General features: G+C 67.2%; 10 protein-coding genes. 6 read left to right on the top strand and 4 right to left on the bottom strand.

Annotated elements, in window-relative coordinates; all coding sequences use genetic code 11:
* Positions 1–6: 6 nt before the first annotated feature.
* The 4 genes from C265_RS05440 to C265_RS05425 are packed head-to-tail and all read left to right on the top strand — an operon-like array spanning position 7 to position 2,725.
* Positions 7–468 (top strand): RidA family protein, encoded by a 462-nt coding sequence (locus tag C265_RS05440; protein ID WP_010813559.1) that lies wholly within the window; start codon positions 7–9, stop codon positions 466–468.
* Positions 469–475: 7 nt separating this feature from the next.
* Entirely contained in the window at positions 476–805 is a 330-nt protein-coding gene (locus C265_RS05435; protein WP_010813560.1) for a DHCW motif cupin fold protein, read from the top strand.
* Between the two features lie 53 nt (positions 806–858).
* Positions 859–2,049, top strand: coding sequence for a PLP-dependent aminotransferase family protein (locus tag C265_RS05430; RefSeq protein ID WP_010813561.1), 1,191 nt, complete (start codon positions 859–861; stop codon positions 2,047–2,049).
* Positions 2,050–2,080: 31 nt separating this feature from the next.
* Positions 2,081–2,725: a glutathione S-transferase family protein gene (locus C265_RS05425; protein WP_010813562.1), complete on the top strand. Its 645-nt coding sequence runs from the start codon at positions 2,081–2,083 to the stop codon at positions 2,723–2,725.
* A gap of 34 nt (positions 2,726–2,759) precedes the next feature.
* Here the strand turns inward: C265_RS05425 and C265_RS05420 are convergent, their stop codons facing one another.
* Complete coding sequence (locus tag C265_RS05420; RefSeq protein WP_010813563.1) at positions 2,760–3,413, bottom strand: LysE family translocator; 654 nt, start codon at positions 3,411–3,413, stop codon at positions 2,760–2,762.
* A gap of 415 nt (positions 3,414–3,828) precedes the next feature.
* Here C265_RS05420 and C265_RS05415 point away from each other — a divergent pair, with 415 nt between their 5' ends.
* Both C265_RS05415 and C265_RS05410 read left to right on the top strand, forming a co-directional pair.
* A complete protein-coding gene (locus tag C265_RS05415) occupies positions 3,829–5,511 on the top strand; it encodes an L-lactate permease (protein ID WP_010813564.1) in 1,683 nt (560 codons plus the stop codon).
* Between the two features lie 161 nt (positions 5,512–5,672).
* Positions 5,673–7,502 (top strand): ABC transporter ATP-binding protein, encoded by a 1,830-nt coding sequence (locus C265_RS05410; protein WP_010813565.1) that lies wholly within the window; start codon positions 5,673–5,675, stop codon positions 7,500–7,502.
* A 74-nt stretch (positions 7,503–7,576) separates the two neighbouring features.
* Here the strand turns inward: C265_RS05410 and parC are convergent, their stop codons facing one another.
* From parC to C265_RS05395, 3 genes are all read right to left on the bottom strand, one after another.
* Entirely contained in the window at positions 7,577–9,919 is a 2,343-nt protein-coding gene (parC, locus tag C265_RS05405; protein ID WP_010813566.1) for a DNA topoisomerase IV subunit A, read from the bottom strand.
* Between the two features lie 72 nt (positions 9,920–9,991).
* Entirely contained in the window at positions 9,992–10,789 is a 798-nt protein-coding gene (locus C265_RS05400) for a lytic transglycosylase domain-containing protein (protein WP_010813567.1), read from the bottom strand.
* A gap of 107 nt (positions 10,790–10,896) precedes the next feature.
* Positions 10,897–12,888 carry a DNA topoisomerase IV subunit B gene (locus tag C265_RS05395; protein ID WP_010813568.1) on the bottom strand — a complete coding sequence of 664 codons (1,992 nt, stop codon included), beginning with the start codon at positions 12,886–12,888 and terminating at the stop codon, positions 10,897–10,899.
* Positions 12,889–13,124: the final 236 nt, after the last annotated feature.

Below are 13,124 nucleotides of genomic sequence, written 5' to 3'. Positions count from 1 at the left end.
GCCTACATGTCCGTCTACGACACCCTTGCCCGCCTCGGCATCGAACTGCCGGCCGTCAACGCCCCCGCCGCCGCCTATGTAATGGCCGCGCAAACCGGCAACACCGTGTTCCTGTCGGGCCATATCGCCCGCAAGGACGGCAAGGTATGGACCGGCAAGCTGGGCAAGGACATCGATACCGAGTCCGGCAAGGCCGCAGCGCGCGCGATCGCCATCGACCTGCTGGCCACGCTGCACGCGCATGTGGGCGACCTGAACCGCGTCACCCGCATCGTCAAGGTGATGAGCCTGGTCAACTCGACTCCCGAATTCACCGAGCAGCACCTGGTCACCAACGGCGCCTCGGAGCTGCTGGCCGAAGTGTTCGGCGACAAGGGCAAGCATGCGCGCAGCGCCTTCGGCGTGGCGCAGGTCCCGCTGGGCGCCTGTGTCGAGATCGAGATGATCGCCGAAGTGAAGGCGGCCTGAGGCCCGCATGCGCATCGACAACCTGCCCTTCGGCACCACCGACTGGTCGGCCATCGCGCCGACCCGCCACCCCGGCGAGCAGGGCGAGGCCACCTGGCGCACGCGCCAGTTCGGCGACATCCGCGTGCGCATGGTCGAATATTCGCCGGGCTACCTGGCCGACCACTGGTGCAGCAAGGGCCATATCCTGTTCGTGCTGGACGGCGAGCTCCATACCGAGCTGGAAGACGGCCGGCAGTTCGTGCTCGGCGCGGGCACCAGCTACCAGGTAGCCGACCAGGCGGAAGCGCACCGTTCGTCCTCGCCGAAGGGCGCACGACTATTTATCGTTGACTGAGCGGCAGGCTTGCCGCTCAGCCCAGAACTCCCCCAGACCACAAGAGACACATCATGAAATGGGCCATCTCCCGCCGGGCACAGCAACTGACCAGCTCGGCCATCCGCGAAATCCTGAAGGTCACCGAGCGTCCGGAAGTCATTTCGTTCGCCGGCGGCCTGCCGTCGCCGGCCTCGTTCCCGGTAGCGGCCATGGAGGCAGCGACGGCCCGCGTATTCGCCGACAACCCGCAGGCGGCGCTGCAATACGCCGCGACCGAAGGCTACCTGCCGCTGCGCGAGTTCGTCGCCAGGCGCCATGGCGCGCCGGTCGAGCGCGTGCTGATCACCACCGGCTCGCAGCAGGCACTGGACCTGATCGCCAAGGTGATGATCGACCCGGGCAGCAAGGTGCTGGTGGAAACCCCCAGCTACCTCGGCGCGCTGCAGGCGTTCTCGCTGTTCGAACCTGAGTTCGTCTCGATCCCCAGCGATGACAAGGGCCTGCTGCCCGAGGCGCTGACGCCCGAGCTGACCGCCGGCGCGCGCTTCCTGTACGCCCTGCCCAACTTCCAGAACCCGACCGGGCGCCGCCTGCCGCTGGAACGCCGCGAGGCGCTGGTGGCCCGCGCCAAGGAACAGGGCGTGCTGCTGGTCGAGGACGATCCCTACGGCGCGCTCAGCTACACCGGCGACCAACTGCCCAGCCTGCTGTCGATGAATCCGGACGGCGTGATCTACATGGGCTCGTTCTCGAAGATCCTGGCCCCCGGCATGCGCCTGGGCTACGTGATCGCCCCGCCCGAGCTGCACTTCAAGCTGTGCCAGGCCAAGCAGGCGTCTGACCTGCACACGCCGACCTTCACCCAGCGCGTGGCCTACGAGACCATCCGCGACGGCCTGCTCGACACGCATATCCCGACCATCCGCGAGCTCTACGGCAAGCAGTGCCAGTACATGCTGGATGCGCTCAAGCGCCATATGCCCAAGGGCGTGACCTGGAACGAGCCCGAAGGCGGCATGTTCATCTGGATGGAGCTGCCCGAGGGCCTGGACAGCATGGTGATCCTGGAAGAAGCCGTGAAGCGCAACGTGGCCTATGTGCCGGGCGCGCCGTTCTACGCCAGCAACCCGAAGCGCAACGCGCTGCGCCTGGCCTTCGTCACGGTGTCGGCAGAGCGCATCGAGCAGGGCGTGGCCATCCTTGGCGAGCTGTTCCGCGAAGCCATCGCCGCGGCCGCCGCCAGGCAACCGCGCGCGGCCTGAAGCCCGGGCGCGCATCATCACTGGAGCCGAAATGTTGCGTATCTGGGGCCGACTCTCCTCCATCAACGTGCAGAAAGTGGTCTGGTGCGCGCGCGAGCTGCACCTGGACCATGAGCGCGTGGATATCGGTGTGACCAAGGGCGACCTCGACACCGAGGCCTATGTGCGCCTGAACCCGAACCGCCAGATCCCCGTGATCGAGGATTTCCGCGGCACCGATGTCGGCGGCGAGCCCTTCGTGCTGTGGGAATCCAATGCGATCGTGCGGTACCTGTGCGCGCGCTACGGCGAAGGCACGCTGTGGCCCGAGGACGTCAAGGCACGCGCCTCGGCCGACCGCTGGATGGACTGGCAGACCACCGCCTTCAGCCCGGCCATGGTGACGGCGTTCCTGAACCTGGTGCGCAAGCCGAAGGCGGAGCGCGACGAGGCTGCCATCAAGGCATCGTGCGAGCGCACCGAGCCGCTGGCCGAACTGCTGGACAAGGCGCTGGCCGGGCGCGAGTTCATCGGCGGCGACCGCTTCACCATGGCCGACATCTCGCTGGCCTGCGCCGCGCACCGCTGGATGGGGCTGCCGCTCAAGCACCAGTCGCGCCCCAACCTGGAGCGCTGGTTGAGCGCAATGCGCGCCCGCCCCGCCGCGGACGGCATCCTGGAACTGCCGCTGCGCTGAGCCGCGGCAGTTTTTTCTTTCCTGCCGTCCTGCCTTACTTCGCCGCGCGCGAGCCCGACGCCGCGGTAAATAGCCCCAGCCCGATAAACGCCGCGCCGGTCAGGTAGCGGCCGAGCGCGCGCGCCCTGCCGGCGCGGCGCAGTGCCGGCATCACCGCGGCGGCGGCCATCACGTAGCAGGCGTCCGTGGTCGCGGCGATCAGCACGAAGGCCACGCCCAGTGCCAGGCTCTGCGTCAGCGCCGAGCCTGCCGGGTTCATGAACTGCGGCAGGAAAGCGGCAAAGAAGATCGCGGTCTTGGGATTGAGCAGCGCCACCACGAAGCCGTCGCGCACCACCTGGCGCAGGCTGCGTGGCGCTGCTTCAACCGTGCCGCCGTCAGCCGCCGCGGCGCCGCCACGCAAGGCGCGGATGCCCAGCCAGATCAGGTAGGCCGCCCCTGCGTACTTGACCACCGAAAACGCCAGCGCCGATACCGAGAACAGCACCGCCAGCCCCAGCGAGGCGCCGATCGCGTTGCCCAGGTTGCCCAGCGCCACCGCGCCGATCGAGGCCAGCCCGGCCTGCCGGCCCTGCGCCAGGGTGCGCGTGACAATGTAGACCACGGCCGGGCCGGGCGTGATGGCCAGCGCCAGGCTGGCCAGCACGAATGCGGTCAGCAAAGGCCAGGGGGGAAGGAATTCGGTCATGGGCAGCCTCATTCAATGGTTGGATGCGGGCGGCAGCGCGCCCGCGGCATGACGCCCGCCAGTATGCGCCGAGCGCCGGCGCTTGTGCCAGCCCCGGGCATGGCTGCCGGGCCGGTCATGCAAGCCGGTGGCAGGCACGCAGACTTTTGCAACAGGCGCCGTTTAGAGTACTCTCGCCGGAGTGCCTGGAAGGCACCACGTGCGCCGCAATGCCCCCCAGGGAAACCCTGATCCCTGAATGTGGCTCATGCCAGGCATGACGCAATATACGACAGCGAACACGGAACCCGTTCCTACAATCGCTGGTTCTTTCCCGCGCGCGGCGGATGCCGCTCGCCGGGGCAAAGCGCATGCACGGCGCCGAGGGCACGCAGATCGTCCCGGCGCCTGAGCCAACCTGAGGAGGACATCGATCGTGTGGAGTCAAGTCTATGACCCGCTAGGCAATATGGCGCTGTCGACCATTGCCGCGGGCATTCCCGTCGCCGTGCTGCTGGCAGCGCTGGCGTTCTTTCATATGCAGGCCCACCTGGCGGCGGGGCTGGCGTTGCTGATCGGCATCGTGGTCGCCTCCACGGTGTTCGGCATGCCGGCGGCAATGGCCGGCAAGGCAGCGGGGCTGGGCATCGTATCCGGGCTGTTCCCGATCGGCTGGATCGTGCTGAACATCATCTTCCTGCACCGGCTGACAACCCTTAACGGGTCATTCAAGGTCTTGCAGAACTCGATCTCCGGCATCACCGAGGACCGCCGCCTGCAGCTGCTGCTGGTGGCGTTCAGCTTCGGCGCCTTCTTCGAGGGCGCGGCCGGCTTCGGCACACCGGTGGCCGTGACCGGTGCCATCCTGATCGGCCTGGGCTTCTCGCCGCTGGCCGCCTCGGGCCTGGCGCTGATCGCCAACACGGCGCCGGTGGCCTACGGCGCGCTGGGCGCCCCGATCATCGGCCTGGCGTCGGTGACCGGGCTGGACCTGCTCGACCTGTCGGCCATGATCGGCCGCCAGCTGCCGTTCTTCTCCGTGATCGTGCCGTTCTGGCTGATCTGGGCCTTTGCCGGCTTCCGCGGCATGCTGGCGATCTGGCCGGCGATCCTGGTGGCGGGCGTGAGCTTTGCGATCCCGCAGTTCCTGGTGTCGAACTACCACGGACCGTGGCTGGTGGACGTGATCGCCGCGCTGGTGTCGATGGGCTCGCTGACGCTGTTCCTGAAGGTCTGGCATCCGAAGGAGATCTGGACCTCGACCAGGATCCTGGGCCGCCACGACGACTCCAAGGTCGACCATCCCGAAGCGCTCGAAGCCGATGCCCGCGCCAGCGCCGCCTCGGCCGGCATCTCGGTGGCCAAGGCCTGGATGCCGTGGGTGATCCTGACGGTGTTCGTCTTTGTCTGGGGCGTGCCCGAGTTCAAGAAGCTGATGGATAGCCTGTGGGCGTGGAAATTCCCGATCCCGGGGCTGGACAAGGCCATCGTCAAGGTGCCGCCGGTCGTGCCCAAGGACGTCATCGAAGGCGCGGTCTTCAACTTCAACGTGCTGTCGATGGCCGGCACCGGCATCTTTGTCTCGGCCATCGCCGGCGGCCTGCTGATGGGCTACTCGGTGCCGCGCCTGTTCAAGGAATACTGGGAAACCATCAAGCTGGTGCGCTACTCGCTGCTGACCATCTGCGCGATGTTCGGCGTCGGCTACCTGACCCGCTACTCGGGCCTGGATGCCACGCTGGGCCTGGCCTTCGCCCACACCGGCGTGTTCTATCCGCTGTTCGGCACCATGCTGGGCTGGCTGGGCGTGGCGCTGACCGGTTCGGACACGGCCTCGAACGTGCTGTTCGGCGGCCTGCAGAAGACCACGGCGGAGCAGCTGGGCCTGTCGCCGGTGCTGATGGCCTCGGCCAACAGCTCAGGCGGCGTGATGGGCAAGATGATCGATGCGCAGTCCATCGTGGTGGCCTCGACCGCGACCAAGTGGTATGGCCACGAAGGCGACATCCTGCGCTACGTGTTCTTCCACTCGATCGTGCTGGCGATCCTGGTGGGCCTGTTCGTGACGCTGCAGGCCTATGTGCCGCCGTTCACGCATATGGTGATCCACCATCCCTGACCATTCAGAAGTTTCCGCACTGCGGTTCTGACAAGGCCCCGCCCCTGGCGGGGCTTTTCCATTGTGCAAGGCGCGTATCATGTTGTGTCTGATCCGCCGCACGCGCGCCCCCACCTCCCACGAAGACGCCGGGGCGCGCCGGGCACAACGGGAAACCTGCCATGTTGCGTCGCCTGGAAAGACTGATCGACCCCTTCCGGGGCATGCCCGACCACGAGCCGCCCGGCCAGGTCTGGCGCTTTTATGCCTGGTACCTGCGCGAAGTGTGGGGTGTGTTCGCGCTGCTGTTGCTGGTGGGTCTGGTCGGCGCACTGATCGAGGTGGCGCTGTTCAGCTTCCTCGGCCGGCTGGTCGACATGGCACAGACCACGCCAGGCGCGGAGTTCTTCAGCCGGCATCGCAACGAGCTGCTGTGGATGGCCGTGGTGGCGCTGCTGCTGCGCCCGATCTTCTTCGGCCTGCACGACGTCCTTGTGCACCAGGTCATCAACCCCGGCCTGGCCAACCTGATCCGCTGGCAGAACCACCGCTACGTGCTCAAGCAGAGCCTGTCGTTCTTCCAGAATGATTTTGCCGGGCGCATCGCGCAGCGCATCATGCAGACCGGCTTCTCGCTGCGCGATTCCGCGGTGCAGGCGGTGGACGCAATCTGGCACGTGGTGATCTACGCGATCAGCTCGCTGGTGCTGTTCGCGCAGGCCGACTGGCGGCTAATGATCCCGCTGCTGCTGTGGATCGCGTGCTACGTGGCCGCCCTGCTCCACTTCGTGCCGCGCGTGAAGCAGCGTTCGGTGGTCGCCACGGAATCGCGTTCCCGGCTGATGGGGCGTATCGTCGACGGCTACACCAATATCACCACACTCAAGCTGTTCGCCCACACCCGTCACGAGGAAGACTATGCGCGCGACGCCATGTCCGAGCAGACCGAGAAGTCGCGGCTGGCCGGACGCATGATCAGCGGCATGGACATCACCATCACCGCCATGAACGGCGCGCTGATTGCCGGCACCACGGGGCTGGCCCTGTGGCTGTGGAGCGAGGGGCACGTCACCACCGGCGCGATTGCACTCACCACCGGGCTGGTGATCCGCATCAACAATATGTCCGGCTGGATCATGTGGGTGGTCAACGGCATCTTCGAAAACGTCGGCCAGGTGCAGGACGGCATGAAGACGATAGCCGTGCCGCGCGTGGTGACCGACCGCGCCGACGCGAAGCCGTTGCGCGTCACCCATGGCGAGGTCCGCTTCGAGCGGGTGGGATTCCACTATGGCAAGGGCTCAGGCGTCATCGAAGGCGTGGACCTGACGGTGCGCCCGGGCGAGAAGATCGGGCTGGTCGGCCCCTCCGGCGCCGGCAAGTCGACGCTGGTCAACCTGCTGCTGCGACTCTACGACGTCGAGCGCGGCCGCATCCTGATCGACGGCCAGGACATCGCCGCGGTCACGCAAGAAAGCCTGCGCGCACAGATCGGCATGGTCACGCAGGACACCTCGCTGCTGCACCGGTCGATCCGCGAGAACCTGCTCTACGGCAAACCCTCCAGTACCGAGGCTGAACTGCAGCAAGCCCTGCACCGCGCCCGCGCCGACGAATTCACCCCGCACCTGGTCGACGCCCACGGCAATACCGGGCTGGAGGCACAGGTCGGCGAGCGCGGCGTGAAGCTGTCAGGCGGACAGCGCCAGCGCATTGCCATCGCGCGCGTGCTGCTCAAGAATGCGCCGATCCTGATCCTGGACGAAGCCACCTCGGCCCTGGATTCGGAAGTGGAAGCGGCAATCCAGGAAAGCCTGGAAACGCTGATGCAGGGCAAGACCGTGATCGCCATCGCCCACCGGCTGTCGACGATTGCGCGCATGGACCGGCTGGTGGTGCTGGACAACGGCCATATCGTGGAAAGCGGCACGCACGCGCAATTGCTGGCGCACGGCGGGCTGTATGCGCGGCTGTGGGCGCATCAGACCGGGGGATTTGTGGGAGTGGATTGAGTCGCTGGTTTGCTCCCCTCTCCCGCTTGCGGGAGAGGGGAGCAAACATTCGCCTGGGCTGACGATTCAGCTAATCAATTGCCGCCAGCCGGCGGCTCCACGCGCACCGGATCGATGCGCGGCTCCTTGAGCTTGGCCTCGATCGCCTTGCCCTTGCGCGCGCGCTTGCCAACGTAGGCCTGCAAGGCCACGCCTGCCAGCTTCTGCGAGGTCGGCTTGCCGCCGCGCCCCGCGCCCGAGAGCATCAGCCCCGGCGCGCCGACGCCCACCGCCTGCAGCAGCTTCTCCTTGGGTTCCAGCTCGATCAGGATCACGCCGCGCCCGCCGGCGGACAGCACCTTCACTTCATCGAGCGCCACCAGCAGCAGGCGGCCGTTGCCGGACAGGCAGGCCACATGCGTGGCCTCGTCGCCGATCGGCGCCGGCGCCAGCGGCGTGTCGCCGTCATCCAGCGTCAGGAACGACTTGCCGCCCTTCTGCCGGCTGATCATATCGCCGACCTTGGTCTGGAAGCCATTGCCGCCCGCGGTGGCGATCAGCATGCGCTGCTCCGCGCTGCCGGCAAAGGTGTGCGCGACCTGGCTGCCGGACTGCAACTCGATCAGCGTGGTGATGGGCACCCCGTCGCCGCGCCCGCCAGGCAGGCTGGCGACCGGCACGGAATAGACCCGGCCGTTGGTGCCGAAGACCAGCAGCACGTCGACGGTACGGCATTCGAAGGTGCCGTAGAGCGCGTCGCCGGCCTTGAAGGTGAACTGCTGCGCGTCGTGGCCATGGCCCTGGCGCGTGCGCACCCAGCCCTTCTGCGACATCACCACCGTCACCGGCTCGTCGATCACGCGCACTTCGGCCGCGGCGCGGCGCTCTTCCTGGATCAGCGTGCGGCGCGGGTCCTTGTCTTCCGGGCTGTACTGCTTGGCGTCGGTCTCGATCTCCTTGATGATGCGGCGGCGCATCATGGTCTCGGACTTGAGCAGCACATCCAGGTCGGCCTGCTCCTCGCGCAGTTCCTTGAGTTCCTTTTCGATCCGGATCGCTTCCAGGCGCGCCAGCTGGCGCAGCCGGATTTCGAGGATGTCCTCGGCCTGGCGGTCGCTCAGGCCGAAGGCCTCGATCAGCGCCGGCTTGGGCTCGTCACTCTCGCGGATGATGCGGATCACCTCGTCGATATTGAGCAGCACCAGCATCCGGCCTTCGAGGATATGGATGCGGTCCTCGACCTTGCCCAGGCGGTGGCGCGTGCGGCGCGTGACGGTGTCGAAGCGGAACGCGATCCACTCCGACAGGATCTCGCGCAGGCCCTTCTGGCGCGGGCGCCCGTCGGTGCCGATCATCACCAGGTTGATCGGCGCGCCCGACTCCAGGCTGGTATGCGCCAGCAGCGTATGGATGAACTCCTGCTGGCCGACGTTCTTGCTCTTGGGCTCGAACACCAGCCGCACCGGCGCATCCTTGCCCGATTCGTCGCGCACCGCATCCAGCACTGCCAGCACGGTGGCCTTGAGCTGCTGCTGGTCCTGCGTCAGCGCCTTCTTGCCGGTCTTGATCTTGGGGTTGGTGATTTCCTCGATCTCTTCCAGCACCTTCTGCGCCGAGGTGTTCGGCGGCAGCTCGGTCACCACCAGCTGCCACTGGCCGCGCGCCATCTCCTCGATGGTCCAGCGCGCGCGCACCTTCAGGCTGCCGCGGCCGCCCTCGTAGATCTGGGCGATATCGGACGCCGGCGAAATGATCTGGCCGCCGCCCGGGTAGTCCGGCCCCGGCATCAGCGCCAGCAGCTCGGCCAGCGTGATATTGGGATTGCGGATCATCGCCACGGTGGCCGCGGCGACTTCGCGCAGGTTGTGCGGCGGGATCTCGGTCGCCATGCCCACCGCGATGCCCGAGGCGCCGTTGAGCAGCACGAACGGCAGCCGCGCCGGCAGCAGCCTGGGCTCCTGCATCGAGCCGTCGTAGTTGGGGGCGAAATCGACCGTGCCTTCATCGATCTCATCGAGCAGCAGCCGCGAGATCGGCGTCAGGCGCGCTTCGGTGTAGCGCATCGCCGCCGCGCCGTCGCCATCGCGCGAGCCGAAGTTGCCCTGGCCGTCGATCAGCGGGTAGCGCAGCGAGAAGTCCTGCGCCAGGCGCACCAGCGCGTCGTAGGCGGACTGGTCGCCATGCGGGTGGAACTTGCCCAGCACGTCGCCGACCACGCGCGCGGACTTGACCGGCTTGGCGTCGGCGCGCAGGCCCATCTCGTGCATCGCGAACAGGATGCGGCGCTGCACCGGCTTCTGGCCGTCGGCCACCTCGGGCAGCGCGCGGCCCTTGACCACGCTGACGGCGTAGTCCAGGTAGGCGCGCTCGGCGTAGCGCGCCAGCGTCAGCGAATCGGCCGGCTCTTCAGGTTGAAACGTGATGTCTTGTTGTTCCATGGGTAGGCAAGAATTCGGCGCGCCACGTTGAACTGCCGGCGCGCCGGGTTGCTTGTTGTTCGGGTATGCCGGTCAGGGCATGGCGCGGCGCCCGCCGATGACCATCTTCACGCGCGGGCCGTCCGCGCTGGCGCTGGCGCGCCTGAGCACCGCGCCCTGCTGCGGCTGGTACAGCCGGTAAAACTGCAGCACGGTGCTGACATACTGCCGGGTCTCCGGGTAAGGCGGAATGCGGTTGTTGTAGCGCTGCACCGCGCCCTCGCCGGCGTTATAGGCAGCCAGCACCAGCTCCAGGTTGTTCGGGAACAGCTGCATCAGCCAGCTCAGGTAGCGCACGCCCGCGGTGATATTGGTGCGTGGATCGGCCAGCTTCTGCTCGATGCTTCGGCGCGCATCGGCGTTCACGCCAAAGCGCGCGCCGGTGTCGGGGATCACCTGCATCAGGCCGATCGCGCCCTTGGGCGACACCGCGCCCGGGTTGAAGCCCGACTCGACCGCCATCACCGCCTTGACCAGCGCGGGATCGACATCCTGCTTGCCGGCGATCTGGTGGATCAGCGGCTCGACGGTCTTGATATTGGGATGGTTGACGACGTAGCGGTACAGCTTGTGCTGCTCCAGGTCGATGTCAGCGCCAGCGGCCGCCTGCGACTGCCGCGCCGCCAGGCGCGCGGTATCCAGCTTGCCGCCATCCTTCATGAACAGCTTGTAGCGCGCGTCGAGCTTCTGGTCGGCAAAGTGCGCCACGCCATCGGCATCGATAAAGCCCCACAGCTCGGCATGCGCCGCCGGCACGAAGGCGAGCCCGGCCAGCGCCACGACGGCTGCCGCCGCCTTGCGCCATGGTTTGCCGGGAGTTCTCGTCGTCATCGTGCGTTCCAGATTACTGTCCGTTGGCGGCCGTCGGGAATGACGGCCAGGCAGACTGGGGGATTATCTACCCAATCACCGGCCGCCGCTTTCCGCTCAGGTTTCGCTCAGATATCGGCCTCGACCTCGTTGCCCTTCTCTTCCAGCCAGCTGCGGCGCTGTGCGGCCTCGCCCTTGCCCATCAGCATATTCATCATCTCGACGGTCTGCGGCAGGTCGTATTCGCCCAGCGACACGGGCAGCAAGCGCCGCGTGTCGGGGTTCATGGTGGTTTCCCAGAGCTGCTCGGCGCTCATTTCGCCCAGGCCCTTGAAGCGGGAAATCTGCCACGAGTTTTCCTTGACGCCGTCCTTGAGCAGCTTGTCCTGGATGGCCAGCAGCTCGCCTTCGTCCAGCGCGTACAGCTTCTGCGCCGGTTTCTTGCCGCGCGCGGGCGCATCGACGCGGAACAGCGGCGGACGCGCCACAAAGACGTTGCCGGTCTCGATCAGCTTGGGGAAGTGCCGGAAGAACAACGTCAGCAGCAGCACCTGGATATGCGCGCCGTCCACGTCCGCGTCGGACAGGATGCAGATCTTGCCGTAGCGCAGGTTGGACAGGTCGGGCTCGTCGTTGGCGCCGTGCGGGTCCACGCCGATCGCCACCGCGATGTCGTGCACCTCGTTGTTGGCAAAGAGACGGTCGCGCTCGGTCTCCCAGGTATTGAGCACCTTGCCGCGCAGCGGCAGGATGGCCTGGAACTCCTTGTCGCGGCCCATCTTGGCCGAGCCGCCGGCCGAGTCGCCCTCGACCAGGAACAGTTCGTTGCGGGTCACGTCGGTGGACTCGCAATCGGTCAGCTTGCCGGGCAGCACCGCCACGCCGGAGCCTTTTTTCTTTTCGACCTTCTGCGCCGCGCGCGTGCGCGCCTGGGCCTGGCGGATCACCAGCTCGGCCAGCTTCTTGCCGTACTCGACATGGTGGTTCAGCCACAGCTCCAGCGCCGGACGGCTGAAGGTGGAGACCAGCCGCACCGCGTCGCGGCTGTTCAGGCGTTCCTTGATCTGGCCCTGGAACTGCGGGTCCAGCACCTTGGCCGAGAGCACGAACGAGGCGCGCGCAAACACGTCTTCGCTCATCAGCTTGACGCCCTTGGGCTGCAGCGCGTGCATCTCGATAAAGCTCTTGACCGCCTGGAACAGCCCTTCGCGCAGGCCGGATTCATGCGTGCCGCCGGCCGGCGTCGGGATCAGGTTGACGTAGGACTCGCGCACCGGCGCGCCGTCTTCGGTCCAGGCCACCACCCAGGAGGCGCCTTCGCCGTCGGCAAAGCCTTCATCGCCGGGATTGGCGTCGGGGTCGGCAAAATGCTCGCCCTCGAACATCGGGATCACCAATTCCGCGCCGCTGCCCTGCGCCAGCGCCTCGACCAGGTAGCCCTTCAGGCCCTGGTCGTACTGCCAGGTCTGGCGCTCGCCGGTCTTCTCGGTCACCAGCGTGACCTTGACGCCGGGCAGCAGCACCGCCTTGCTGCGCAGCAGGCGCTGCAGCTCGGCCAGCGGGATCGCGGCCGAGTCGAAATACCTGGCATCCGGCCACACCTGCACGCGGGTGCCGCTCTTCTTCTCGCCCCGCTCGATCTTGCGCGAGGCCAGCGGCACGGTCACGTCGCCGCCGGAGAAGGTCAGCGTCGAGCACATGCTGTCGCGCCACACGGTCACGTCCAGCTGCGTCGACAAGGCATTGGTCACCGACACGCCCACGCCGTGCAGGCCGCCCGAGAAGGCATAGGCACCGCCCTTGCCCTTGTCGAACTTGCCGCCGGCGTGCAGCCGGGTGAAGACGATCTCGACCACCGGCACGCCTTCTTCCGGGTGGATGCCCACCGGGATGCCGCGGCCGTCGTCTTCCACGCTGAGGCTGCCGTCGCGATGCAGGGTCACCAGGATCTCGGAGCCGTGGCCGCCGAGGGCCTCGTCCGATGCGTTGTCGATCACCTCCTGCACGATATGCAGGGGGTTGTCGGTCCGGGTGTACATGCCGGGACGCTGCTTGACCGGCTCCAGGCCCTTCAGGACCCGGATGGAAGATTCGCTGTACTGACTGGTTTTGCTCGCCATGGAGTCGCTACGAAAGTGATGGTCCCGGCTGCCATGAGGCGCACAACTGTGCACGCGCCGGGGCACCGGGCACTGCATTGTAATGGAAGCGGGCGACGGCAATCCCGCCAAAAAGGCGCTTGGCCTGCCGACCCGCGCTGGCGCCGGTTTTGCCGGGCCGCCGCCACTTTTTGCCAGGGCGCCGGCAGCGCGGGCAGCGCCGTACGCGTTTTCCCGAGCCGGAGTAAACTCGCCAG

It is taken from the genome of Cupriavidus sp. GA3-3, assembly GCF_000389805.1.
In the GTDB taxonomy this organism is placed as follows: Bacteria; Pseudomonadota; Gammaproteobacteria; order Burkholderiales; family Burkholderiaceae; genus Cupriavidus; species Cupriavidus necator_D.
This window is presented reverse-complemented; position numbering and strand designations above follow the sequence as displayed.